The sequence below is a fragment of the Polyangium spumosum genome (assembly GCF_009649845.1).
Classification (GTDB): domain Bacteria; phylum Myxococcota_A; class Polyangia; order Polyangiales; family Polyangiaceae; genus Polyangium; species Polyangium spumosum.
The window spans coordinates 696,556-720,962 of sequence record NZ_WJIE01000004.1; the positions used below are offsets into that span (position 1 = coordinate 696,556).

At 70.8% G+C, this 24,407-nt stretch carries 18 protein-coding genes; 7 read left to right on the forward strand and 11 right to left on the reverse strand.

Annotation, left to right across the window (positions count from 1 at the left end; all coding sequences use genetic code 11):
* Nucleotides 1–14 precede the first annotated feature (14 nt).
* The 6 genes from GF068_RS16750 to GF068_RS16775 form a co-directional block, all read right to left on the reverse strand.
* Nucleotides 15–1,670, reverse strand: coding sequence for a hypothetical protein (locus GF068_RS16750; protein WP_153820368.1), 1,656 nt, complete (start codon nucleotides 1,668–1,670; stop codon nucleotides 15–17).
* A 66-nt stretch (nucleotides 1,671–1,736) separates the two neighbouring features.
* Nucleotides 1,737–4,079 carry an HAD family hydrolase gene (locus GF068_RS16755; protein WP_153820369.1) on the reverse strand — a complete coding sequence of 781 codons (2,343 nt, stop codon included), beginning with the start codon at nucleotides 4,077–4,079 and terminating at the stop codon, nucleotides 1,737–1,739.
* A gap of 168 nt (nucleotides 4,080–4,247) precedes the next feature.
* Entirely contained in the window at nucleotides 4,248–4,901 is a 654-nt protein-coding gene (locus GF068_RS16760; RefSeq protein WP_153820370.1) for a hypothetical protein, read from the reverse strand.
* A 165-nt stretch (nucleotides 4,902–5,066) separates the two neighbouring features.
* The gene (locus tag GF068_RS16765; RefSeq protein ID WP_153820371.1) at nucleotides 5,067–6,116 is read right to left on the reverse strand and encodes a hypothetical protein; all 1,050 of its coding nucleotides are present in this window, start codon (nucleotides 6,114–6,116) and stop codon (nucleotides 5,067–5,069) included.
* Nucleotides 6,117–6,345: 229 nt separating this feature from the next.
* Entirely contained in the window at nucleotides 6,346–7,137 is a 792-nt protein-coding gene (locus GF068_RS47055; RefSeq protein ID WP_153820372.1) for a CPBP family glutamic-type intramembrane protease, read from the reverse strand.
* A gap of 20 nt (nucleotides 7,138–7,157) precedes the next feature.
* On the reverse strand, nucleotides 7,158–7,931 hold the full coding sequence (locus tag GF068_RS16775) for a DUF6261 family protein (protein ID WP_153820373.1): 774 nt from the start codon (nucleotides 7,929–7,931) through the stop codon (nucleotides 7,158–7,160).
* Between the two features lie 812 nt (nucleotides 7,932–8,743).
* Here GF068_RS16775 and GF068_RS16780 point away from each other — a divergent pair.
* From GF068_RS16780 to GF068_RS16795, 4 genes are all read left to right on the forward strand, one after another.
* On the forward strand, nucleotides 8,744–10,006 hold the full coding sequence (locus GF068_RS16780) for a hypothetical protein (protein ID WP_153820374.1): 1,263 nt from the start codon (nucleotides 8,744–8,746) through the stop codon (nucleotides 10,004–10,006).
* A gap of 8 nt (nucleotides 10,007–10,014) precedes the next feature.
* Complete coding sequence (locus GF068_RS16785) at nucleotides 10,015–10,542, forward strand: hypothetical protein (protein WP_153820375.1); 528 nt, start codon at nucleotides 10,015–10,017, stop codon at nucleotides 10,540–10,542.
* A 232-nt stretch (nucleotides 10,543–10,774) separates the two neighbouring features.
* Nucleotides 10,775–11,320, forward strand: coding sequence for a hypothetical protein (locus GF068_RS16790; RefSeq protein ID WP_153820376.1), 546 nt, complete (start codon nucleotides 10,775–10,777; stop codon nucleotides 11,318–11,320).
* Between the two features lie 133 nt (nucleotides 11,321–11,453).
* Entirely contained in the window at nucleotides 11,454–12,002 is a 549-nt protein-coding gene (locus tag GF068_RS16795; RefSeq protein ID WP_153820377.1) for a hypothetical protein, read from the forward strand.
* Here GF068_RS16795 and GF068_RS16800 read toward each other — a convergent pair.
* Entirely contained in the window at nucleotides 11,994–14,528 is a 2,535-nt protein-coding gene (locus GF068_RS16800) for a bifunctional serine/threonine-protein kinase/formylglycine-generating enzyme family protein (RefSeq protein ID WP_170319523.1), read from the reverse strand. The two genes, GF068_RS16795 and GF068_RS16800, sit on opposite strands and share 9 nt — an antisense overlap.
* A 65-nt stretch (nucleotides 14,529–14,593) precedes the next feature.
* On the opposite strand from GF068_RS16800, the gene GF068_RS16805 reads away from it, so the two are divergent.
* Nucleotides 14,594–15,517 (forward strand): FHA domain-containing protein, encoded by a 924-nt coding sequence (locus GF068_RS16805; RefSeq protein ID WP_153820379.1) that lies wholly within the window; start codon nucleotides 14,594–14,596, stop codon nucleotides 15,515–15,517.
* A 69-nt stretch (nucleotides 15,518–15,586) separates the two neighbouring features.
* Nucleotides 15,587–15,901: a Grx4 family monothiol glutaredoxin gene (gene grxD, locus GF068_RS16810; protein ID WP_153820380.1), complete on the forward strand. Its 315-nt coding sequence runs from the start codon at nucleotides 15,587–15,589 to the stop codon at nucleotides 15,899–15,901.
* Between the two features lie 3 nt (nucleotides 15,902–15,904).
* On the opposite strand, the gene GF068_RS16815 is transcribed toward grxD, so the two are convergent.
* From GF068_RS16815 to GF068_RS16825, 3 genes are read right to left on the reverse strand one after another with little or no spacing between them, the layout of a single operon-like run.
* Entirely contained in the window at nucleotides 15,905–16,651 is a 747-nt protein-coding gene (locus GF068_RS16815; RefSeq protein ID WP_338046422.1) for a uracil-DNA glycosylase, read from the reverse strand.
* A complete protein-coding gene (locus tag GF068_RS16820) occupies nucleotides 16,648–17,859 on the reverse strand; it encodes a lipase family protein (protein WP_206079486.1) in 1,212 nt (403 codons plus the stop codon). The genes GF068_RS16815 and GF068_RS16820 overlap by 4 nt, the downstream gene beginning before the upstream one ends.
* A 14-nt stretch (nucleotides 17,860–17,873) precedes the next feature.
* Nucleotides 17,874–21,497 (reverse strand): S8 family serine peptidase, encoded by a 3,624-nt coding sequence (locus tag GF068_RS16825; protein WP_153820381.1) that lies wholly within the window; start codon nucleotides 21,495–21,497, stop codon nucleotides 17,874–17,876.
* 102 nt (nucleotides 21,498–21,599) lie between these two features.
* Here GF068_RS16825 and selA point away from each other — a divergent pair, with 102 nt between their 5' ends.
* A complete protein-coding gene (selA, locus tag GF068_RS16830) occupies nucleotides 21,600–23,000 on the forward strand; it encodes an L-seryl-tRNA(Sec) selenium transferase (protein ID WP_153820382.1) in 1,401 nt (466 codons plus the stop codon).
* A gap of 3 nt (nucleotides 23,001–23,003) precedes the next feature.
* Here selA and GF068_RS16835 read toward each other — a convergent pair whose 3' ends face one another.
* A complete protein-coding gene (locus tag GF068_RS16835; RefSeq protein WP_153820383.1) occupies nucleotides 23,004–24,407 on the reverse strand; it encodes an MBL fold metallo-hydrolase in 1,404 nt (467 codons plus the stop codon).

Consider the following 24,407-nt stretch of genomic DNA (forward strand, 5'->3'; position numbering starts at 1 on the left):
GAAGAATGCCCCGTTCAGGGCGACGGCACTTCGGGCTCCGGCTCGGGCTCGGGGTCGGGGTCGGGCGCGGGGGGCATCTCCTCGGGGAGCGCGGGGAGCGCGCCCGTGACCGGCGACTTCTCGATCGACGCGACGAGCGCGCCGTCGGTCACGCTTCCCACCCAGGATCCCTGGAGCGAGACGGGCACCGCGATGTCGTCGACCTTCGCGCCGGCCGCGGCGAAGATCTGGACGAGGCCGATTTTTCCCTGGATGGCAGAACCATCCTGGGCCGCGTCCCAGCGCGCGGTGAGCGCCTCCTGACAGAGGCCGGCGAGGCACGTGGCGTCACAAGCGCCGAAGCTGCCGAGGGCCTGGCCGAGCGCGTCGCAGCCCGCGATCGTCGCGAGCGCGTCCCCCATCGTCGTGCCTTCGGGCGCGCCTTCGAGCGCCACGCTCTTGCACACGCCGCCCACGTACCGCGTGGGCAACCAGAAAAGCTCTGCGCTCGTGGCGATGTTGTCCCCCGGCTCGGACGCGATCTTCACGAGGTGCGTGCCCGGCATGCCGGCTTCGTCGGCCGGGACGACGCCGAGGCGCGACGGCGAGAAACTCCCGTAGCCGGGGACCGCCGTGAGCGCGGTCAAACGCCCGGTGAGCTCGCCCGGCGGCGCGCTCGAGCCCTGCGCGAGGAACGCCTCGATCGCCGCGCGCAGCGTCATCGGCTGCGCGGCGAGGTGGTCCTTCGTGATCGTGTCCCAGCCGCTCGCCGCGCGGGCGTCGGCGAAGAGCGCTCCATCGAGCTCGGAGACGCGCGCGGCCATCTCGTCGAGCAGCCACGTCGAGGCCTCCGCGCCCGCGGGCGCGAATCGCTGGAGCAAGTCCTTGCCCGCCGCGGTCATCATCGAGCCCCACGGCGTCGCCGCGGGCGTGAACACGAAGCTCACGTCGAGGTCGGTCTTCCCGACGACGATGGGTTTGTCGATGATGTTGACCTTGATCTTCTCCGTCGTCCCCGCGATGAGGCCACTCGCCGTGGCGCAGCCCCACGCGTAACGGCCGGCGCGCACCGAGACCGCGAGCGTCGGGCCGACGGGGGCCTTCTCCACGAAGAGCGGCTCGGAAGCGGGCGCGCTCATCACGATGTCGGCCGGCGCGTCGTCCGGCAGGAGCGGCGCGACCGCCTCGCACGTCGAGCGCGGCAGCACGCTGACCGTCCAGGTCGTGACGTCGCGCTTGCCCTTGTACGTGGGCACGACCTCGAGCGTCGCGAAGCCGTCGCCGCTCACCGTCACGGGCAGCTCGGCCGCGGGGCCGTCCTTGATCCACGCGCGCAGGGTGAAGCTCGTCGCCTTGTTCGGCGCGCGCATCTGCACCGTCGCGGCGCCCTCCGCGTTCATCGGGGCCGCCACGCGATCGAGCGTCGCGTCGAGCGAATCCCCGAGCAGGACGAACCACACCTCCGAGGACGTCGGCGGCTCCGTTCGCACCGTGATCGTGGCCTGCTCGCGCATGCCCAGGTTCAGCGTGCCCTCGTTCGTGAAGAGGAGCTGCGTCTTGGGAGCCTCCTCCACGGGCGGCGACCACGGCGTCACCGCGGGCGCCTCGTCGTCACTCTCGGCGCAGCCGAGCAGCGCCGGCCCCGCCGTCGCGAAGAGGACAAACCATGAAAGACGGAAAGGTAAGCGCATCGGGGGGGAGTTTACCCCGGAGCGAGGCCGGCGGCGACCTCTCTTCGCGTGATCTTCGCTGGTTCGTCAGGGCGGAAGGGGGACGTGGTCTGTCCGGACGTGCGAGAGAGCGCCCGCGGCGGGCAAACCCGGCGAGCCCGCGGCCTTGCCGGGTAGCCCGGGCGAAACCAGGAGGCGAGCCGCATTTCCGCAGAGGATCAAGGCCTCGCCGAGGGCCAGCGCCGCGGCCTCGAGCGGGCTGAAGAACCCCGCCGCGCAGAGCGGGATGACGGCCGCGTTGTACACGCCCGAGACGAGGAGCGTTTGCCGGAGCGTCGCCCGCAGGGCCCGCGCGAGATCGACGAGCCACGCGACGGTCTCCAGCCGGTCGTCGCAGAGCACGAGGGGCGCAGGTACGGCCACGGGCAAGGCGCCCGGGGCGACGGCGAGCGAGACGTCCGCCGGCGTCTTGCGCGCCCGGTCCTCGTGCCCGTCGCTGATGTGGAGGACACGCGCGCCGGCCTGCTGCAGCGCACGCACGTGCGAGGCCTTCTCCGCCGGGCCGAGCCCGCCGAGCGCCGGGACGCCCAGCCGATGCGCGAGCGCGAGCGTCGCGTCGGGGCCGTCGCCGCTCACGAGACGGCAGCCGAGCCCGCGCTGGAAGAGGGCGCGGAAGGCCCGCTCGGCCCCGACCCGCGGCCCGTCCCAGAGCTCGAACCAGGCTTCGACGACCCCATTGCGGCGCACGCAGACCAGGCTCGCGCCCTCCCGCGCGTCCGGCGGCAGAGGATCCCCGCGCCGCGCCGCCGAGACCTCGACGAGCGCGCCGCGCGACCGGCCCACCACGCCGTCGGGCCGCACGTCGGCGGGCTCGTCGAGCGTGGAGGGGCGCACGCCGGCCACCACGAGGTGATGCGCGATGGCGCGGCCCGCGCGGTGCGTCGCGGCCATCTCCAGCGCGGCCACGTCCTCGAGGATCGAGATGTCCGGGAACTCGCGCCAGGCGAGGCGCGTGACCCGCGGCGTCCCCAGGGTCACGGTGCCCGTCTTGTCGAAGCAGGCGACCGTGGCCGTCGCGAGGCCCTCGAGCGCAGCCGGATCCTTGACGACCACGCCCGCCGCGCGCGCCCGCAGCACCGCGATCGTCCGCGCCGCCGGCAGCACGATCACGAACGCCGCGGGGGACGCGCCGATGAGCACCGCGATCGCCGTGAGGTAACCATCCGGGTGGAACGGGCCTCGGCCGAGCAGCGCGTGCACGACGAACGCGAAGCCGGCGAACGAGACGGACGCGACCGACAGGGCGAGCGAGGCCACGTGCGCGAACGACTTCCCGCGGTGTTGCCGCGCGTCCCGCTCGATGCGCAGCGCGGCGCGGTGGACCTCGGCGTCGGCCGCGGCGGCGACCTCCGAGCAGGGGGCCCGCACCACGCGGCCTGTCACCTCGCCCGAGAGCAGCCGCGCGCCGGTCTCGACGATCTGCCCGCTCGCCCGGTCCTCGGCGCGTCCGTCCGGCAGCATGACCCGCGCGGCGCCTTCGAGCGCGATCTCCACGGGCGCGACGTCGCCTTCGCCGAGGCGCACGCGGTCGCCGGGCGCGAGCAAGGCGCAGGCGACGCGCTCGTCCACGCCGTTCGGGCCGATGCGGCGCACGCGGGCGTCGCGGGCCGCGGCGGCGCGCGAGAGGCCGCGGAAGGCGCGCGTGAGCAAGGCCGTGTGCGCGAAGAGCACGAGGATCGCGCAGCCCAGGATCGCGCCCGAGGCCTCGAAGGCCCGCAGCGCGACGCCGTCGAGCTCGAGCCCGAGGCGGGCGAGCCTCTCCGTGAGGGAGGCGGATCGGCTCGGATCGAAGGCCATCGCGGCGACGCCGAGCACGAACACGATCGAGGCGCAGGCGAGCGTGACGACCTCGCGGCCGACGACGCCGCGCCGCGCGAGGGCGCGGGCGCGATGGAAGAGCGGGGTGCCGGCCACGGCGAAGAGCAGCAGCGTGAAGCCGAGCTCGACCCAGGCGATCTCGCGCTCGGGCGCGCGCGTGGGCCTCCACGAGGCGAGGGCGAGCAGGTTCGCGAGCAGCGCGACGACCAGGCCGAACCGACCGGCGTCGAGCCGCGTTCGTTCGCTGGGTGGTGCGCCCGCGGCGGCCGTCAGCGTGAAGCCGCGTTGCGCCATGGCGGCCACGATCTCGCGTTCGCTCGTGACGCGTACGTCGTAGATGGCCTGGGCGATCTCGCCGAAGAACCCCACGGACGCAGCGCGGACGCCTGGCAGGGCGCGCAAGGCTTGCTCGGCGTGTCGGGCGCAGCTCCGGCAGGAGAGGCCTTCGACGTGGAAGGTCGCCTCGTGCTCGAACGTGGGCCGCGCGTGGCCGCCCTCGCGCCCGGGACGGGCGTCACCCTCGACAAGCGCAATGGGAAAGGATTTGTGCATCTTCGCGGCGAACCCGAGTGGTCGGGTGCGCTAGCGAACTTCGGGCCGCCCCTGGTCGGGTCGGCTCGGGCAAGACGTGCACGCGCGGAGGGGGGCGGGGACGCCGCGTAAATGCGGGAAATCGTGGGGGAAGGGGAGAGCCTGGAGAGGCGAGAACCTGGAGGGGCGCTACTTCTTGTAGATCTGGGCGGCGGCGAGGCCGGCGCCGGCCGTGGCCTTCACGATGATCTTGCCGGGGCCGCCGACGGGCAGCGGGTTCTTGAAGCAGCCGTTCGCCTTGCCGCCGAGGACGGCCGTGGCGCCCTGGCCCGAGCTCTGGGCGAGGACCTGCGGGGGCAGGGGCGCGGCGTGCAGGACGAGCTGGATGTCGAGCTGCTGGATGCCGACGCCGGAGCCGATGACCGTGTAGCACTTGCCGGCCTCGATGTTGATCGCCTGCTCGAGGACCTGGCCCTCCTGGAACTGGGCGGCGAAGGGCGCGCCATCGGGCTGCATGCCGGGCGCCTCGGAGGCGGCGATGCCCTGGAGGGCGAGCGTCGCGACCTGGGCGGCGGCGGGGGCGATCGGGGTGGCGGGGGCGCCGGCGGCGGCGCCGCCGGGGGCGGGCGTCGTCGGGGCGGGCGTGACCGTGGTCGCCGTGGGGGCGGGCTGCTGGTACTGGCCGGGCTGCTGGTACTGGTTCGGGTTGTAGGAGCCCGGCTGCTGGCCCGCGTACTGGTTCTGCTGCTGCGACGGGTCGTTCGGGTCGGGCGTGTCGCTGCCGCCGCAGCCGACGGCGAAGAGGCCCAGCAGGGCCACGGGGACGATCATCGAGAGGCGCATGGTTGGCTCCTTGGAAATCTATGCTGCCGTGGTTCGGGAGCGCGGCGGCGTTGCCGCACCTCGGGAGACGCTCGGGGCCGACGATACGGCTCACCGATGCCTCGGGCTAGAGACGGGCCCAGGCGGTCGCTACTTACACCGAAATCGTGCCCGGGGGGGAGTTTGTCACTTGGGCTGCTCGATGCAGCAGCCCGTGAGGCAGTAGAAGCCGGCGTCGCAGGGGTCCTGGCCGGGCAGGCCGCAGGGCTGGACGCCGTCCTCGCACTGCGCGGGGGGGTCGCCGGCGTCCGTGCCGCTGTCGGGCGTCCCTCCGTCGGGCGTCTCGAAGCACTCGGGCGGCAGCTCGTCCTTGCCGACGCAGAGCTCGCACTTGCCACATTCGTTGTAGCAGGCGCCCTTCACCTGCGTGCAGGGGGAGCACTTCTTGTCCTGGTCCGGCGTGCCGAGGGCGTCGAGGGTGCAGGCGGAGTTGCCGAGGCCGTCCTCGGTGCCGAGCCAGACCGGGCCGTACTCCTGGCCATTCTTGTAGAGCACGCAGCAGCCGAAGCAATCGCAGCCGTTCGGGGTGAGGTCCGGGCACATCTGCTCGCAGGTCGCCGGCTGGTTGTTGAGCAGCTCGTCGCAGCTCAGGCCGGTGCCCGGCGTGTTCGCGTTCTGGTTGTACTGGCACGCGGCGCCGTTCCACCACTCGGGGTAGTAGTCCGGCCCGACGGACTTCGGGTCGCATTGGTGGTTCCAGTAGCACTCGTCGTTGCCGGAGCCCGAGTTCGAGTCCCAGAAGCAATCCTGGGTGCAGGCGGGCCCGCTGCCGCCGGGGATGCCGACGCCGAGGCCGGTCTCGGTGTTGTCGCAGGGGCCGAGGCACTCCGGGTCCTGCCAGTCGATGAGGCCGTCGCCGTCGTCGTCGATCGTGTTGCCGCACTGATAGACCTGGTTGACGCACGCGGCCTGGACGAAGCCGCCGTCCGGCCCGCCCCAGCCATCGGGCCCTGCGTCGAAGGCGCCCGTGCCGCCCACGCCGCCGCCTGCGCCGCCCGTGCCGCCCGTGCCGCCCATGCCGCCGGTGGAGATCCCGCCGCCGCTCGCGCCGGAGCCGCTCGCGCCGGAGCCGGAGGTATTCGTCTGGGGATCGTCGCTACAGCCGACCGCAATGACGGAGGCGAGCAGCGGGCTCGCGAGGAGCAAGACGATTGCATTTCTGGAGAAGGACGGCATGTAAAGTCTCCTTGGCGGAAGCTCTGGCTCCGGGGGGCTCGGGTTCCCCGGGCCGTGTCCACGGACGCACGACTGCGAAAGCAGAGTGCACGAGACGCGCCAGGGGTGCAAGACGGGAAGGGCCGCCGAAAAGGCTCATTTCGTGCGCCCCGCGTGGTGGATGGTGGTTGCCCGAGTGACCAGGCATCGTTATCCGTCGGGGGCGCCGGAGGTGGGCCGGGTTATCCGATCAGGCGACGAGCGCGACGGCGGACCAGAGGACGTGGACCGCGGCGTGCGAGAGCATCGCGGCCTCGAGGCTCCGGCGGACGTAGAGCCAGCCGAAGGCGAGGCCGGCCAATGCATTCAAAACGAGGATACGCGCCACGACGGGGGGCGAGAGCGGGATTCCTTGCGCGATCACGGCGGGCAGGTGACCTGCGCCAAAAAGGACGGCGGCGAGCGCGACGGCGGTCGCGAGCATCCACGCGGCGGGGGGCTCTTCGGGCTTGCCGCCGATCTTGTAGAGGATCCAGGCGAGGAAGGTGGCGAGCCCCCAGCGCATGAGGAGCTCCTCGGTGATCCCGCCATAAAGGACGCCCATGACCGTGAAGCCGAGGGTCCGCCCGCTGGTGATACGGAGATTGCGCCCGGCCTCGCCCAGGACAGGGAGCGTGAAATGGTCGATGGCGAGGATCAGGAGCGCGGTGAGCAGGGCGAGGCCGAGGGCGATCGGCACCTCTCTGGCGAAGGGGCGCGTCTCGGCGGGATGGTCTGCCGCCCACGCGGCGAGGTGGGACCGCAGGCGCAATCGCGGGGCGAGGGCCACGCCTCCCGCGACGGCCAATGCGAGGAGGAGGAGCGGCTGGAGGAGCGAAGCGGCGACGAGGACGGGCAGGGGAGGGAGGGGCTTGCCGGCGGCGAGGGTCTCGATTTGCCGCTGCAATTGCGGGACGAGGATGGGCACGAGGCTCGTGATGCCGAGGGCGCCCATGGCGAAGAGGAGGCCAAAGGGCTTCCAGAAAGGGAGGCGGTTGGGCACGGGGGCTCCTGGGTTCTCCCCTATGCGTCGCCCCCCTGCTCGATCTCCCCCGTCTCCGGATTCACGTCCTCGATCGGCTTGCGCTCGCGCAGATACTTCCGGATCGCCTCATTCTGCACGAGGATCGGCTCGAGGAGCGCGCCACGCGCCTTCACGTCCGCCTCGTTGTCGGAGGGGTATTTGCCGAGGATGAGCGCCACGGCCTGGAGCATCAGCGATTGCCCCTTCGCGCGCGCGTCCTTCACGTGGGCGAACGTCAGGACCCCGCCCGGCCCCTCGATGGCGGCGCGGTATTGCGCTTCGAGGTTCTTCAGGCGCGCCACCTGCCGCGTGAGGCCGAGCTCGGTCACGAGCGTGTTGTAATCGGGCTGCGCGACACGATCGAGGATACGGTTCACCTCGGCGAGCTCCTCCACGAAGGGGAGGGACGTGACGCCGCCCGCGCCCTTCGGGAGCAGGACCGTGAGCATCTTTTGCGCCGCCTCCGCGAGCGGATCGTCCGGCGCCGACGCCCGGATCTGCGCCTCCGCCCCGTCGCGGAAGGCCGTGATCGCGGCGTCCACGTAGATATCGAGCTGCCTGGCCTCGGGGGAATAGGTGGTGAGCTTGCGGCCCGCCCATTTCGCCTCCAGCGCGCGCGTGTCCTTGTCGTGCGTGATCGCCTCGTCCACGTGCAGGACGACGTCCGAATGCCCGGCGACGAGGGCGAGCTTCCGCACCTGGTACAGGGCGAAGAGGCGGCGGCCGGTCGAGAAGGTGTAAAAGGTGAGCAGAGAGGCGAGGAGGGGAGTCATGCGGGCGGTCCTTTCGGCGGTTGATGCGCAACGCAGGAGGTCGTGAGCCCGGACGCATGTTGCCCGAAACACGACGAAGAAGGCAAGGGGCTTTTCGGGGTGGGACAACGATGGCGGTTCGGGAGGGGGCGGGGGTCGCGAGGCGCGACGTGAGCGAGGGCGAAGGTGGCCGCGGGGGTCTTCCTTTGGAACACGCGCGCGGGCCAAAATGGGCGCGGGGGTCTTCGCGTCGCGCTCGACCGGCATGCGAGCAGGTCGCGGGGCTCGATACGCGCGACCCGAGCGCCGCGTGAGGCGGGGCGGGACCTCTTGTTTCGTCGCTCGTGTCACGAGGGAGGAGGTCGTTGCCCTTCCGCGTCGACGTCGACGTTCGAGAGGAAGAGGGGCGGGACCTCTTTGATCGAGGTTCGTGTCGCGTCTTCGGAGGGCGGAGGGCAGCTCTCGTCGGGCTCGCGTCGGCGCTCGAGAGGGGCGAGGGGTCCGATGTTCGCGCGCGGGAGCGAAACGAAGAGGTCGGAGACCATTTTTGTTCTCGCGCGAGAAGGAAATGAGGTGGGCGGAAGCCAGGTCGGTCGAGGTTCGGGTGAGGCGCGGCGAGGGGAGAGGGCACCTCGGCGGGGGGTCGAGCGAGGATCGGGGTGGGGGAAGGTCGCCGCGGAGGGGGTTCGACCTGGGTCGGGGGAGGGGGCAGGTCAGGTGGGTCGGGGCTCGACCCGGACAGGGTACGTCCGAGCCTTCTGCCTTTTGTCTTGCCCGACCCGTTCGTCCCCTTGATAGATAGGGCCAGACCTCATCCGAGGAGGGGATTCCAGATGAGACGAGGGGATTTCTTCGTCGCGACGCTCGTCGTCGCGGCGTTCGTCGCATTCTTGTGCGTTTTGACCGGGTGCGCCCCGTCGCGCGACCCGATGATGGCCCGGGTCTTCGAGGCGCCGAACGTCATTCACGTCTGCGTGCGTCCGCCGAATGTGCCGAAGAATCAGGCGTCCTGGGCCGTCACCGCCAGCGGCGATCCCCTGACCGCGCCCTCGGAGGTGGACCTCGCGAGGCGAAATGGCCTCGCCGTGTACGTATTCGACCCGAATGCCCCTCCCCGAAGCGCGAAGCTCTTGCCGATTCCGCATCATCGGCTCGAATGCCCGGCGCCGCCGAAGCCTCGTGTCGTCGTGGCGAAGGTGGAGGGTGAGGGCGAGAAGAAGAAAGAGGAGACCAAAAAGGCCGAGCCCTCGAAGCCGAAGCCGCGGCCGATTGCGAAGCGGATCGAGCGTTGTCCCGAGGCGGGGCAGGCGCGGCGGCGTGGCGGCACGGGCTCCCGTACCTGCACGAGGGTCCTCATCAAGCGGCCAAGCCCGGAGCCCGTCGTGGCGGAGAACCAGCCGCCCCCCGGGCCGCGCCCGGTCGAGCCGCCCCTGCCGAAGCATCCGAGCGAGATAAACCCGGGTGAAGTATGGGTGTATGAGAAGACCTGGAGGTTGCCGCCGGAGGATGTGGCGCTGCTCGACCGAGCCTACGAGTGCGCCCAGGGAGTTTGCCATGCCCGGCACAAGAACTTCGCGCCGAATGCGGGGAAGCCCGCCGGGAAGCACAATGGGCAGTCGTTGTCAACGGCGAGCGGGAGCGTGGGGGGAGCGAAAATACCCCGGCCCGTGCGGACCACGACCGTCAAGACGAGGACGAAGACGGTCGGCAAGCCGAATGGCGGGGCGGCGGGGCAGGGGTCACCGGCGAATGCGGGCGCGGCGGCGAATGGGAGGCGCGTGCCGAATCCGGATGGCAAGAAGGGGGGGAAGGCGCATCGGGACAAGGTGGACGAGGTCGCGAAGGACATCAAGAAGCGCGGCCTCGACCCGGTGAAGGAGTATCCCGTCGACACCCCGGGCGGTCCGAAGAAGAAGCGCTACATGGACGTCGCCGGGGTTGACAGGAACACGAAGGAGCCGGTTGAGTTCCACCAGGTCGGGAAGCAGAGGAAGGATGGGCAGCCCGTGTCGCGTGAGCGGAAGCCTATCGACGAGGTGGAGCGCGCGAAGGGCATTCGGCCCAAGTTCCATCCCTACAACGACACGAAGAAGTGAGGAGAGCCATGGGACACCAGTCACGCTTCTACATGACGCCCAAGGACATGGCGGACTTCGAGCAGCGGCTCCGGGCGAAGACGGACTTCATCATCCTCCTCTCGGAGTCGCCCACGGCATCGCCGCGCGTCGTGGACTCGCTGAACTTCTCCGAGAACGGCAAGCCGTGGTACTTCAAGTACCTCGCACGGCCCGAGGACCTGGACGCGATCGTGATGCTACACCTGCCCGAGCAGGGCTACTGGTGGGTGCAGGACAGCCCTTCGCCCGTGATCGAGATCGGTCCTTGCCCTTTCGACGGGAAGTCACTTCGCCCGAGCCGCCTGTATTACGTCGACACGTTCCTGGGTCCCGATCGCGAATGGACGGAGAAGAGCGAGGCCTTCCGGAAGTGGGCGAAGAGGGTGCACACGCTCCTCAAGAAGTCCTTGAAGTGGCGTGCTTCGTATAGCGACTACATCGGCGCGGACGCCCAGGCCTGGGTCGACGCCGGTGGACAGCTCGTGACCGATACCGGGCAGCCCATCACCTGGTAGCGCGTAGCCTGTAGACGGAGCCCGGCGCATCGTCGGGTCCGCACCCCCGCCCGCGCCCATTACACATCCATTACACGGCTCGACCCCGCCCCTCCCCGGCATCGCCCCGATCTGTAAGGGCCGCGTAAGTGCCTTTCGTCGAAAACGGTGACATCCTCTCCATCGTCGAAAGCGCAGCGCGAGACGCCGCGCCTGCAATGCACACGAGACCGAACAGAGAGGAACATCCATCATGGCTCAGGATATCTTGATCATCGTCAACGCCGAGACGGGCACCGTGCAGATGTTCGCCGCCGATCCCTCCATCGTGCAGGGCAACTCGCAGGGCTCGAACGAGCTCTGGATCCGCGTCCCGGCCTCCGAGAACCTGCGCTGGCGCGTGGAGCCGCTCCAGCTCTCCGAGGGCGTCAGCGGCGAGGGCGACATGTATCACGCCATCATCAGCAGCGTCCGGCTCTGGGGCGCGAACGCCGGGCAAAACCAGGGGGACGCCGGCAACTACCTCGTGAACTGGGCCTCCAACAACGGCGCCGGCGATACCCCCTATTACAACCCCCCGGGCGACCTCATCCCCGGCAAGAACGAGGACGGCAAGCCCGCGTCCATCGGCACGCAGGGCATCAACCGTCCCTTCGTCGAGTGCACGACGCAGCTCTCGAACCGCGACGAGGAGACGAGCCTCAAGCTCGCTTACTCCTTCACCGTCGACATCTACCAGGGCCGGCAGAAGGTGCGCTCCATCAGCTGGGACCCCTATGTGACGGTCTACCGTCCGTGAGCACGTCCCCGAGCGGTCCACGCTCGGGCTCGAACAGGGCGGCCGCCGCTTTGCGCGCGCCGCCCTGTCTCCCGCCCTCCGTGTAACCGGCTTGTAATTGACGGGGCGCGCGCGCTCCGGTACGAGGGAGCGCATGCAAAACGAGAAGAAACGTGACGAGTCCCGTGGCATCCATCCGCTGAACGCGCAGCTCGACCCGGGGCTGCTCGATTGGCGGTATTACAGGATCGAATGGGACGGGAGCCGGCGGTTCGCCGACATCATCGCGACCAACGTCGCCGGCGCAGGGTACAGCGCCGGAAAGGAATACTGGCTCGTCGACAAGTCGCAGCTCGAGGACGCGAAGGAGCTCGTCGTCAGCAACCTCGGCGACAAGTCCTGGACCGACGCGCGGCCCGCGGCCCCCTCGAGCTCGCAGGAGTTCGTCGCGGATTGCGCGGCGACTTGGACCCAGGTGGGCACCGACCTCACGACCGGCAGGCTCTACAAGCACGATACCGAGGACTATTACGTGCGGATCACGATCACCGGCACGGCCCCGAACGCGACCATCACGACGCTGCGGTGGTATCAGGAGAAGTCGACGGCCCCGGGGCCGTCCTACGATCCGAGCGGGTCGTATACCGAGGTCTCGGCGCTCGGCTCCGGGACGATGTGGTACGCCGATTCGAAGTCACCCTGAGCGCGTCGGCGCGTGATTCGTCACGCTCCGCGCGACCCGCAGCCCCACCGTCGCCCGCCGGATCCCAGGCAAAAGACCAAAGCGCCCCGCCGCGCGCGCAAAAGGAAGCGCGCTGCTCCATCCGCCGCCACGCACCGCCCGGTGCTCCGGATCGTCCGGCGACGCCTCGTCGACGAGCGCTCGCTCCCCCACGATCGCCGGCCCCTCGCGCCGCCACACGTTGCCGCACCAATCACGCGAGTTGCCGCTGAGGCCACGCACGCCGTACGGGCTCTCGTCGGCCGGATAGCTGTCCACCACGACGCGCCTCGGCACGCCCGCGTGGCTCTCGAGCACACACGCGAACGTCGCGTCCGGGTAATCACCCCACGGGTAGGCTCGGCCGTCCACCCCACGCGCGGCCTTCTCGCGCTCGAGCTCGTTCGGCAATCGCCAGGGCAGCCCCGTCCGCGCCGCGAGCCAGCGCGTGTACGAATACGCCGCGTGCCAATCGATGGACGCCACGGGCCACGCCGAGGAGAGCCGCGCGCCGGCCTCGTCGACCGAAAGCACGAAGCGCCCCGAAGCATCACGACCAAAGAGCGGCCGCTCGTCCCTGGCCTCCGCCATCCCGTGCGCGGCGCGTGGCACACACGCGAGCGCCTCTTCCTCGCGGCCCTCGTCGAGCAGCGCGTTCAGGAACACGAGGTATTCACCATTCGTCACGGGGAAGCGGCGCAAGACGAACGCGTCGATCCATACCCGCCGGCCAGGCAAGCTGTCCGGCGCCTCCGGATCCCCGCCGATGTCGACATGGCCCGCGGGCACGAAGCAATCGTCCGGCCCGAGCTCGTGCAAGAAGGGCAACGCGAGGAGGCCAGGGCCCTCCTCGCCCGGCGGGGCGCCATTCCAGTGGGCGCCGCGCTCGATACATACCGGCAAGCGCACCTCCGCCCGCCCCGGCGCCGAGATCACGAGGAGATAACTGCCGCGGGGCAAGACCGCCTCGCGGATCGGCGCGCGCCCGAGGTGCCGCAAGGGCTCGGCCACGAGGCGCCTGTCGCGCGCGGCATAACGGCAGAGCAGCACCTCGGCGTCCTCGGGATCGGTCACGAGCGAGAGCGCGCCGTCGCCGCGCAAGATGGCCGCATATCGGCCCCGATCGTGGGTCCGGAGCATGGCCTCGGCGCGCGCCGCGTCCTCCTGCCGGCGCGCGCGTTCGGCGGCAAGGAGCTCGGCGCAATGGCGATCGGCGAGCAGGTCGTGCGCCTCGGGCAGCTCGGGGTCCAGGATCAGCGCGCCGTGCGCCGCTTGCAGCAGGGCCGCCTCGCGCAGCGCCGCGTCCTCGGCAATACGTGACGCTTCGTCCTCGAGCGCCCAGGCGGGTCGCTTGAGCTCCACGGGATCGTAGGGGCGCACGGCCTCCATGAGCCGCCGCGCGTGGGCCGTGACGTCACGCGCGCGCGCCCGCAGCTCCGCGATCTCGGGCAGGAGCGCCGCCGCCTCCGCGAGCGCGAGGCGGGCCTGCTCGCGGCGGCGCGCCCCGTCGAGCCAATCGAGGACCTCACGGCCGAGCGCGGCGGCGTCGGGGTACCGCGCGGCAGGATCACGCTGCATGGCGCGCTCGCATATCGCGACGAGCTCCCGCGGTAATACGAGGCCGGGCCGGGCCGCCTCGGCGAGCGGGATCGGGGGGCCCGCGAGCACCTGCCGCCAGACGGCGAGGCCGCTGCCCCGATAAGGCGGGCGCCCGGCGAGCAGGTGATAAAGGATGGCGCCGAGGGCATACACGTCACTCGGCTTGCCATGCATGTCGCGCTCGCCGCCCGCCTGCTCGGGCGGCATATACGCGGGCGTGCCGAGCACCTCGCCGTGGCGCGTGAGGCCTCCTTCGTCGGATTCGTGGATCACGCCGTCCTCGTCGAGCTCGCTCGGCAGCGGATCCCCCATGCGGCGCGCGAGGCCCCAGTCCATGACGAAGGCCTCGCCCTGCTCACCCACCATGAGGTTCATCGGCTTGAGGTCGCGATGAAGGATCCCCTCGCCGTGCGCGTACGCGACCGCCTGGGTGATACGCGCGAACGCGTCGACGGCGCGGCGGAAGGTCCAGCCCGAGGGCGCGGCCCCGAAGCCCTCCGGCCCCGCGGCCCCGTGGAGGTCCGCAATGACGGCGTCGAACGTGCGTCCGCGGACCTCTTGCATGGTGAACCAGGGCCGACCGTCGTCGAACTGGCCCCGCTCGTGGACGGGGATGATCCCCGGGTGTTGCAGCCGCGCCGTGAGCTCGATCTCGCTGATGAATCGAGCGCGCATCCGCGTGTTCTCGACGTGCTCGAAGCGCAGCACTTTCATGGCGAGCACGCGCCCGAACCACAAATCACGCACGCGCCGCACGTCGCCGGCCCCGCCGCTGGCGATACGGCCGAGGTCCTCGTAGCGGCGCGGAAGCGGCGGCTCCTCGGCGCCCATCGGGAGGGCCGCGCGCACGCCGGAGTCGGTCTCGCCGGAGGCGTCCACCGTCACCGAAGGACCGGGGCTTTGATCCATGATGATGGCGTATACACGGGCCTCGGCGGGCATGGTAGCCTGCGGTCCATCCTTCGGGGGCGCGGATGGGGACGCTCAAAAACGAGTCGACACAGGCGTATGTCAGCCTCGGCGTGCGGTGCCTGATCGGGCGGCATTCGGCCTGCGACGTGCGCGTGGACGAGCGGCGCGTCTCCGCGGAGCACGCGAGCTTGCACTGGACGGGCGGGCGGTGGGAGCTGCGGGACCTCGGGAGCCGGAACGGGACGTGGCTGGGGGGTCACCGCCTTTCGCCCGGTGAGCGGGTGCCGCTCGCGGAGGGAATGGCATTTTCGCTGGGAGGCGCGGGCGCGACGTTCGTGCTTTGTGAGGGCTCGCCGCCGGGCGCGGCGGCGCGGCACCACGCGAGCGGCGCGCGGCGGGCCGCCTCGGGGGGCATGCTCCTCCTGCCGGACGAGGAGCTGCCGCTCGTGAGCGTATTCGAGGACGGCGAGGGCAACTGGGTGACCGAGATCGGCGACGATGTGCAGCCCGTCGAGGATCAACAGGTCCTCACGATTGCAGGCGAGCCCTGGACGCTGGAGCTCCCGCCGCTCGACGGCGCGACCTGGCAGAGCGACATCCGGAGCCCTGCGCTGGAGAACATCCATTTGCGGCTGGCCGTGAGCCAGAATGAAGAGCAGGTGGCGGCGACGGTGGTGATGGGCGGGCGGGAGGCGGAGCTGCCGGCGCGCACGCACCATTACCTTCTGGTCACGCTGGCCCGCGCATGGCTGGAGGATCACGACGCGCCGGCGGCAAAACGAGGCTGGCTCGGGCGTGACGCGTTATGCCGGATGCTGGCGACGGACATGAACAAGGTGAACGTGGACATCCACCGCGCCCGCAAGCAGCTCGCGGTCCTGGGGGTGCAGAATGCCGCGGGGCTCGTGGAGCGGCGGGCGAGCACGGGGGAGATCCGGATCGGCGTGCGGAGCGTCGAGGTCGTCCGGATGGCCGCAGCTCGTTGAGAGGGTCGCCGTCGCTCCCGCGCGCGCAGGCTCGCTCCGCCGCTTCCCTTACGCTACGTTTCCCGCGCCATGAGCGATGCCCGTCAAAGGATCCAGGAAATCATCCAGCAGAACCGCGTGGTCCTCTTCATGAAGGGGACGAAGACCTTCCCGCAGTGCGGCTTTTCCCAGCGCGCGGTGCAGATCCTCAAGGAGGCCGGGGCCGACTTCGTGGACGTGAACGTCCTCAAGGACCCCGACATCCGCCAGGGGATCAAGGAGTTCTCGAACTGGCCGACGATCCCGCAGGTGTACATCGACGGGAAGTTCGTCGGCGGCAGCGACATCCTGCTCGAGATGCAGAGCTCGGGCGAGCTCGGTCAGCTCCTCGCGCCGAAGAACTAGGCCTCACCCCCCAACCCCCTCTCCACCTCCGTGGAGAGGGGGCGATCGGCGCGCGCGCTCGAGCGCCGCGGCCAGGACCTCGTCGAACATCCCCTCCGTGAGCCGGCCCGTCTGCGTGTTCTGCTGGCTCACGTGGTAACTGCCGAACAACCACGCCCGACCGCCGCGGCCCCGCGGATCCGGGATCTCCGCCCGAACCCCGTGCCCGAAGGCCGGCACGTTCGACACGTCGCCGTGTCTCCTCGCCAGCGTGAGCACGGCGTCGTAGCCGATCTTGCCGAGGGCGAGGTAAACACGCGCCCGGTCGAGCAGCGCGAGCTCGGACTCGATCCACGGGCGGCAGGTGGTGAGCTCGGCAGGCGTGGGTTTGTTCGCGGGAGGGGCGCAGCGGCAGGGGGCCGTGATGAAGACGCCGCAGAGCTCGAGGCCGTCGTCGCGGCGCACGCTCGTCGGCTGCGAGGCGAGGCCCGCGCGGTAGAGTCCCGCGTAGAGGAAGTCGCCCGAGCGATCCCCCGTGAACATACGACCCGTGCGGTTGCCGCCGTGCGCCGCAGGCGCGAGGCCCATGATCACGAGCGCGGCGTCGAGGTCGCCGAAGCCAGGGATCGGGCGGCCCCAGTAGGTCTCGTCGCGGTACATGCGCCGCTTCTCCCGCGCGACCTGCTCACGCCAGGCGACGAGGCGATCACAACGGCGACACTCGATGAGCGACGCGTGCAGCAGATCGAGCGCGCGTCGCCGCTCCGTCACGACACCTCGCGCGTGCTCGCCGGCGCGCGCCTGGACGAGGCGGGCGCGCGCTCGGACAGAGGGGTACGCGCCTCGCGTAGCTCCTCGCCCACGATCATGCCGGAGACGACACGATCCATCACGACGTCGAACCGCACGCGCTGGAAACGCGCGCCACTCGCGAGCCAGTCGGTGTGACCACCCGCGCCCGGGAAGTGGCCCACGATGTCGAGGTGGTCCGCTTTGCCCACCCAGACGAGATCCCCCCAGATCTGCGAGGTGAGAGGCACGACGCCGTCGTTCGCCGTCGGCGGCAAGGCCTCGCCGAGCATCGCCTTGAGCTTCGCTTGCGCCTGTCCATCCGCCGCGGCGCACGGGTACCGCTCGTCGAGGCGGCTCGTCAGGTTGTAGAGCGCCGTGAAGATGGTCGCGCTCATGGCGGTCCACGGCGAGCGCAACGCGCTGATCCAGTCGCGCACCGCGTTCGAGGGCGCATACGTCGCCACGCACTGGTAACGCACGCCGGGGCGGTCCTCGACGCCGGCCTGGAAGAGGTCCATGGCCTCGGGCATGAGCTGCACGATGGCGCCTTGATCGCCGCGCAGGAGATCGAGCCAGGTGCGCAGCTCGCGGCTCGAGGCCTCGTCGAGGACCTTCGCGACGGCGTCGACGGCGCGGTTGACCATGTCGAGCTCGAAGTTGCCGATCGAGAGGCGGCCGAAAGCAGCGACGAGCGCCGAGGTGGCGGCGAGCGGAGGCGCGCCGAGCTTGAGCGCGGTCACGGTGAGCGCGCTGATCGCGTAGAGCATGCGCTGGCCGCTGACGGTCGCGAAGAAGGCGGCGAGCGGCGTGCCGTAGTGCGGCGTGTTCATGGTCGTGATCGAGGCGAGCCGCGGCAACCACGCGAGCTCCTTGCGCGCGACGCCAGGCAGGCGCGCGGTCGGAGAGGCGACGAGGCGCGCGTCGAGGCCACCCGTCGAGTGGCCGATCACGTGGATGGGGCCGTCGTCGTCGCCCGCCGTGGCGGCGATCATGTGCGCGAGCTTGGCCGCGCGGCGGCAGACGCTCGCCGTGGGGTGGACGTCGCAGACGAGGACCTTGGCGACGCGGCCGCGCTGGCGGAAGCGCTCTTCGAGCGCGACGACGAGGTGTTCGAAGTACTCGAACGACGCGAGCCGCGCGAAGCCGAACATGCCGGGGGAGAGGTAGATACGAACAGGAGGCGCCACGCGCCGATGGTAGCCTAGGCGCGCGCAGGCCGCCGCCTCCCGAGCACCGCGGCGAGGCCCACGAGCAAGAGCGCCGCCGCGCGCGTGTCGCCGCCGTCACGGCCGGCAGCTCGGCAATCACAGCCGCCGGACGCTTCGAGGGGGCGCGGCAGCCGGGCCTCCTCGCACGTGTCGACCGTGAGCGGCGCCTTGGCCTTGCGCAGCGTGCCCTGATCGAGCGGGACCTCGAGGTTGCCCGTGTTGCGGTTGTCGTGGTGGAAGCTCTCCCAGGCGATGACGCCGTCGGTCCGGCCGCGCGTGTGCCAGACGTACAGGAAGCCGCTGCGCGTGCCCGCCGCGACCTCGAGCGTGCCGTCGCCGTCGAGGTCGCCGACCGCGGCGGTGGAGGCGATCCACTGGCCCGTGAACTTGGGGAAGCCCGCGGGCTCACGGCCGCAGCCGTCGTACGCGTGGAGGAAGTAGCCGCCCGAGCCGGTGATGATCTCGGGGTAGTCGTCGCCGTCGAGGTCGGCGATCGCGTGGTTGTTGAAGAAGGTGAAGTCCTCGAGGAGGAAGGGCGAGCCGGGGAGCATGGCGCCGGTCTTGCCGCTCCACGCCGCGAGGAGGTGCTCGCCCCCGCCCGCGGCGTTGCCCTGGAGCGTGGAGGCGAGCAAGAGAGAGGCGCCCGAGGCGATGACGTCGGGCACGCCGTCCTGATCGATGTCGCCGACGGAGGGGCTCGAGAAGAGCGGGAGCATGGCGTCGGGGCGCGAGGCCAAGGAGAGCGGGCCGTAGACGCTCGAGGGCTCGAGGCCGCGGAGGAGGCCGCCGGGCACGTCGGGATCGGGGCGGACGGGCAGGAGGTTCGCAGGTTGCGCGCCGAGCGAGGTCTGCGCGCCGGGATCGGCGGGCAAGACGAAGGGCATGCTGACGTTGCCGTGCGCGACGGCGGCGAGCGAGCCCTCGAAGCGCGCGACGACCGGGGAGTTCGGGACACCCTCGGCGACGAGCGGGAAGATCTGGAAGGAGCTCATCGTGACGGGCCAGCCCGAGAGGATCGGACCACCTTCGGCGAGCGTGCCGCGACCATCGACGACGCTGACCGCGCCAAACTGTCCGCTCGCGCCGAGGCGCTCGTTCGAGCCGACGACGAGGTCCATGACGCCATCTCCGTTGAAGTCGGCGACGGCGGGTGTCGTGAGGATGCGGCTGCGCACGCTGGGGTTCTTCTCGGGATCGTGGCGGATCTCGACGGGGAAGCCGGGGAGGGGAGCGCCACTCGCGTCGAGGGCGTAGAGCTTGCCGTCGAAGGCGGCCTGCACGATGTCGAGGCGGCCGTCGAGATCGAGATCGACGAGCACGGGCGAGGCGAAGGCGCCGCGCGTGATGCGCTGGTCCTCATCCATGCAAGGGCCCGAGGGCGCAGGCATGTCGAGGGCGCGTGGGCAGGAGGGGACACGAGGCAGGCGGTAGGGGAAGCCGGCGCGCTGGGAGCCGTCGGGCCCGAGGACGTAGATCGTGCCGGCGAAGGAGGTGGCGACGATCTCGACGACGCCGTCGCCGTCGAGGTCGGCGATGGCAGGCGCGTTCATGAAGCCCTCGCGCGCGAGGTCGAGGGAGACCTTGCCCGAGGCATAACCAGGCGCGGCGGCGTGGCTCGGCGCGCCGTCGATCGGAGGCGAGGCGAGGCCGTCGAGGGGGTTCGTCTTGAAGGGGAAGCCAGGCAGCTCCGCGTGGCCGGTCTTCGTGAGCCTGAGGGCGTGGATCTTGCCGCCGCCCGTCGGGACGACGATCTCGCGCACACCGTCGCCGTCGAGGTCGGCCATCTTGGGGCTCGCCTCGATGCTGTCGCCGAGCCACAGCGGAAAACCCGCGGCGAGATCGGGATCCGAGTGCACGTAGTAGGTGCGGCGCATCTCGCCGGTGACGTCGCCGATGGCGCCGCCGTAGTGCGCGACGGCGCGGACACGGACGGTGATGGTGCGATCGTTCTCGCCGCGTGGGCTGTCGATGTCACGCGTGTGGTTCGGGCTGACGTTGCGGACGTCGAGGCGCGCGAGGGGCTCGGCGGCGCCGGTGACGACGGTGGGATCGACGTTCAGGCGCTGGGCGAGGACATGTTTGCCGAAGTCCTCTTCGAGCGGCTGCACGCCGCTCGCCCACTCGACGACGAAGTCATAAGCGTTCGCCCGCGGCGCGGCGATCGTCCCGCGGATCTCGATGGGGCCGGAGGCGCGATCCTTGTAGAGGACCTCGAACCAGCGCGGCGAGACGATGTCGACCGCGGGCGGGATGCGGCCGTCGCGGATCGCCTCGAGCGCGCGGGCGGCGTTGACGCGCCCGTAGCCGAAGCGTTGATCGAAGCCGGGCTGCGAGAAGCGGTAGATCGATCCAGGCTCGCGCGACTCGGGCACGTCGATGTCGTCGGCCGTGAAGAAGAAGATCGAGTGCGCCTCGCCCGGCGAGAGCTGCGGCACGGTGTTGTACTTCTGCGCCGCCGCGTAGAGCAGGCCCGCGATGCCGCTGAGCTGCCCCGTGGCCTCGCTCGAGCACGAGGTGCCCGACGCGGAGAGGAAGTTCTGGCCGCCGTAGTTCGAGCAGGGGTGGAAGTCGAGGAAGCTGCGCGAGGCGCGGGCGCTCGGGCCGTCGAACTGGATGGCGTGCACGGGGAGCGTGTGGTTGCTCGCGGCCGGCATGTTGTGGTGGCGCGAGTTCTCGTCGGCCATCGAGGTCACGACGAGGACGTTTTTCTCGTACGCGTAGTCGAGCGCGGCCTGGGCGAAGCGCGTCATGTTGAGCGTGCCGAGCGCGCACTGCACGACCTTGGCGCCGCTGTCGGTGGCGTACACGACGGACTCGCCGAAGGCCTGCACGTCGCCGATGAAGCTGTCGCCGACGCGGAGCGGGAGGAACATGCAGCGCGGGCACGCGCCGGCCTTGGCGATGCCGTTGTTGGCTTGGGAGGACGAGTCCTCGGCCTCGCCCGTGCCGTGCCCGTAGCGCGTGTCGTCGTACGGGTCGTTGTCGTTCTTCATGAAGTCCCAGCCCGAGATGTCGTCGACGTAGCCGTTGCCGTCGTCGTCGATGCCATCGGAGTAGGCGAGGATCAGATCCCCCGCGTCGAGCACGCCGTTGCCGTTGCGATCCCCCGCGGGCAGGGGCACCGAGATCGCGTAGTCGGAGACCGAGAGCACGCCGTCGCCGTTGCAGTCGAAGCCGGCGAGATCGCCGTCGCCGCCGCACGGCACGCCGCCCGCGAGGAAGGGCTTGTGCGTGAGGAGCTCGCGGCGGTTCAGGTACGCCTTGTCGACGAGATCGGGCTTCTCCCAGTGGATGCCGCTGTCCGTGACAGCGATGACGACGCGTGGATCGCCGATCGAGACGCGCCACGCGAGGTCGATGCTCATGCCCGAGGCGACCTCGCCCGCGCGCCTCTCGACGCCCGGCGCGGCCGGGGGCAGGAACGAGAAGTAGTTCCACTGCCCGTCGCGATCGTCGGCGTAGCCGTAGCCCGGATCGTTTGGCCAGTTCGCAGGATCGGCCATGTCCGCGTCGGGCGCGGGAGGCCAGCCGGCGGATGCGGGGTGGGGCGCGAGTGCGCTCACGAGGGCCAGCGCGGCGAGCAAGCCGCCGCGCCACGAGGGGCGGTACGTTCGCATCGTCTCCTCCTCGGCGTCGCCCGGCGCGGTGATCGGCGAAGCCGCGGTGTGTGCTCAAAAAGTAGGGGAGAAGGAGTGGAGAGAGGGTAGATGTAGCAGCCGATGGGCGAGGAGGAAACGCGAGGGAAAGACGGCGCGGATCTGCGGGGCATCCCACGGGTGGACCGTGTCCTCGCCAGTCCGTCCCTCCCAGAGGCGAAGCGTCGGCTCGGCGTCGCTTCGTTGACGCGCCTCGTGCGGCGCGCGCTCGACGAGGCGCGTGAAGCCGTGCGCGGCGGCGCGCCGTGTCCCACCGCGGAAGACGTGGCGGCGCGCGTGGCGGCGTACGCCGAGCAGACGCTCCGGACACGCGCGCGGCGGGTGATCAACGCGACGGGCGTCGTGCTGCACACGAACCTCGGGCGCGCCCCGCTCGGCGCGCGTGTGGCCGAGGCGCTCGCGAGCTCCGCGGCGGGATACACGTCGATCGAGATCGATCTCGCGACAGGGAAACGCGGGCGACGCGGCGCGTTCGCCGAGGACGCGCTTTGCGAGCTCTCGGGGGCGGAGGCCGCGCTCGTCGTGAACAACAACGCGGCGGCCGTGCTGCTGATGCTCGGCGCGCTCGCCGCGGGCAGGCCCGTCGTCGTGTCGCGTGGCGAGCTCGTGGAGATCGGCGGTGGGTTCCGGGTGCCCGAGGTGATGGCGCGATCGGGCGCGCGTCTCGTCGAGGTGGGCACGACGAACAAGACGCGGATCGCGGACTACACGCGCGCGCTCGACGCGGCGCCGGACGCGGCGGCGATCCTGCGGGTGCATCAAGGGAACTTCCGGCAGGTGGGCTTCGTCGAGCGGCCTTCGCTCGCGGCGCTCGCGGCGCTCGCGCGGGAGCGGAAGGTGCTCTTGCTCGAGGATCTCGGCGGCGGCGCGATCGTGGATCTCGCGCCGCTCGGGTTCTCCGAGCCGAGCGTGAAGAGCTCGATCGAGGCGGGCTCGGACGTGGTTTGTTTCAGCACCGACAAGGTCCTCGGCGGGCCCCAAGGCGGGGCGATCGTCGGACGCGCCGATCTCGTCGCGGCGTGCCGGAAGGATCCGCTCGCCCGCGCCTTGCGCCTCGGTCGCCTGCCGCTCGTCGCGCTCGAAGCCACGCTCGCCGCGTACCTCGAAGGTGACCTCGACGTGATCCCGACCCTGGCCGCGCTGCGGGCGCCGCTCTCGGCGGTACGAGCGCGGGCCGAGCACCTCCAAGGGGAGCTCGAACGTCGTGGCGTGACGTCGTCGGTCGTGGAGCTCGACGGGGCCGTGGGCGGAGGCGCGTGCGCAGAGGAGCCGCTGCCGTCGTGCGGCGTGGCGCTCGAAGCCACGGGCGGGCTCGCGGCGGCGATCGCCGAGCGTCTCCGGTCGGCGGATCCGCCGGTCTTGCCGCGTGTGCAGGAGGGCCGGATCCTCTTCGACGTGCGCACGCTGCTCGACGGCGAGGACATGCCTCTCGCCCTTGCGATCGAGCGCGCCGTCAAAGGTTGAGGTTCAAACGATCTCGAGCTTGTCGTTCGGCGCAGGGATCAAGATGGAGTCGTGCCCGCGCTCGCGCATCTTGTCCGCGAGGACGCGCTGGGGCCTGGGATCGCCGTGCACGAGCGCGATCGTCGCGGCAGGCCCGCGCGCGCGGCACCCATCGGCGTAGGCCACGAGGTCGCGCTGATCGGCGTGCGCGGAGAAGCCGTTCAGGACCACGACGTCCGCGCGGCGCTCGCGCTCGACGCCGAAGATCCGGACCCGCGCGCGTTGCTCGACGAGCCTTCGGCCGAGCGTGTGTTGCGCCTGGTAGCCCACGATGAGCACCGTGTTGCGCGGATCCTCCACGCCGTTCTTCAGGTGATGGAGGATCCGGCCCGCCTCGCACATGCCGCTCGCCGAGATGATGATCGCGCTGCCCTCGCCGCCGATCTCCTTGCTGCGCTCCTTGTCCTCGACGTACTCGAGGTCCGCGAAGTCGAAGGGCGTGTCCAGGCCGCGGAGCAACTCGCGCGCATCCGCGTCGAAGCACTCGGGGTGGAGCTTGAAGACGTCGGTGATGCGGACCGTGAGCGGCGAGTCGACGTAGACGGGGACGCGCGGGATCTTGTCGTCCTTCCGGAGCCTCTTCAGCGCGTAGATCACCTCCTGCGCGCGCTCGAGCGCGAACGAGGGGATGAGGACTTTTCCCCCCCGACCTATCGTCCGGTTGACGACACGCGCGAGGTCCTCCTCCATCTTGTCGACGCCGTCGTGCAGGCGATCGCCGTACGTGCTCTCGGTGATCAGGATGTCGGCGCCCTCGGGGATCTCGGGATCCCGGATGATCGGTCGGCCCGCGCGGCCAAGATCACCCGTGAAGACGAGGCGCCGCTTCTTCCCGCGCTCCTCGAGGTCGAGCACCGTGATCGCGCTGCCGAGCACGTGCCCCGCGTCGAAGAAGGTCAGCCGCACGCCGTCGGCGATGGGGATCGTGCGGTGATAGGGCACGGAGACGAAACGCGAGATCACGTCGAGGACGTCTTCTTCGCTGTAGATGGGCTCGACGAGCTCGTCCTCGCGGCCCTCTCGCACGGACTGCTTGTTCAGGTAACGCGCGTCGGCTTGCTGGATCGCCGCCGCGTCGCGGAGCATGAGCGCCGCGAGATCACGCGTCGCCGGTGTCGCGTACACGAGGCCGTCGAAGCCGTTTTTCCCGAGCATCGGCAGCGCGCCCGAGTGATCGATGTGCGCGTGGGAGAGGACGACGGCGGAGATCTCGCGCGCAGGCACGCGCAGGCGACGGTTGACCTCGAAGGACTCGCGCCGCCGCCCCTGGAACAGGCCGCAGTCGAGCAGCACGGTGGCGTGCTCGGTGCGGACGACGTGCATGGAACCCGTGACGCTCTGCGCAGCTCCGACGAACTCGATTTCCAA

Bases quoted from the DNA above. Each gene is read 5' to 3' on its own strand.
- grxD (WP_153820380.1), top strand. From the start codon at position 15,587: ATGAGCGATGCCCGTCAAAGGATCCAGGAAATCATCCAGCAGAACCGC.
- GF068_RS16785 (WP_153820375.1), top strand. From the start codon at position 10,015: ATGGGACACCAGTCACGCTTCTACATGACGCCCAAGGACATGGCGGAC.
- GF068_RS16825 (WP_153820381.1), bottom strand. From the start codon at position 21,497: ATGCGAACGTACCGCCCCTCGTGGCGCGGCGGCTTGCTCGCCGCGCTG.
- GF068_RS16805 (WP_153820379.1), top strand. From the start codon at position 14,594: ATGGGGACGCTCAAAAACGAGTCGACACAGGCGTATGTCAGCCTCGGC.
- GF068_RS16775 (WP_153820373.1), bottom strand. From the start codon at position 7,931: ATGACTCCCCTCCTCGCCTCTCTGCTCACCTTTTACACCTTCTCGACC.
- selA (WP_153820382.1), top strand. From the start codon at position 21,600: ATGGGCGAGGAGGAAACGCGAGGGAAAGACGGCGCGGATCTGCGGGGC.
- GF068_RS16755 (WP_153820369.1), bottom strand. From the start codon at position 4,079: ATGCACAAATCCTTTCCCATTGCGCTTGTCGAGGGTGACGCCCGTCCC.
- GF068_RS16800 (WP_170319523.1), bottom strand. From the start codon at position 14,528: ATGGATCAAAGCCCCGGTCCTTCGGTGACGGTGGACGCCTCCGGCGAG.
- GF068_RS16780 (WP_153820374.1), top strand. From the start codon at position 8,744: ATGAGACGAGGGGATTTCTTCGTCGCGACGCTCGTCGTCGCGGCGTTC.
- GF068_RS16750 (WP_153820368.1), bottom strand. From the start codon at position 1,670: ATGCGCTTACCTTTCCGTCTTTCATGGTTTGTCCTCTTCGCGACGGCG.
- GF068_RS16790 (WP_153820376.1), top strand. From the start codon at position 10,775: ATGGCTCAGGATATCTTGATCATCGTCAACGCCGAGACGGGCACCGTG.
- GF068_RS16760 (WP_153820370.1), bottom strand. From the start codon at position 4,901: ATGCGCCTCTCGATGATCGTCCCCGTGGCCCTGCTGGGCCTCTTCGCC.
- GF068_RS16765 (WP_153820371.1), bottom strand. From the start codon at position 6,116: ATGCCGTCCTTCTCCAGAAATGCAATCGTCTTGCTCCTCGCGAGCCCG.
- GF068_RS16795 (WP_153820377.1), top strand. From the start codon at position 11,454: ATGCAAAACGAGAAGAAACGTGACGAGTCCCGTGGCATCCATCCGCTG.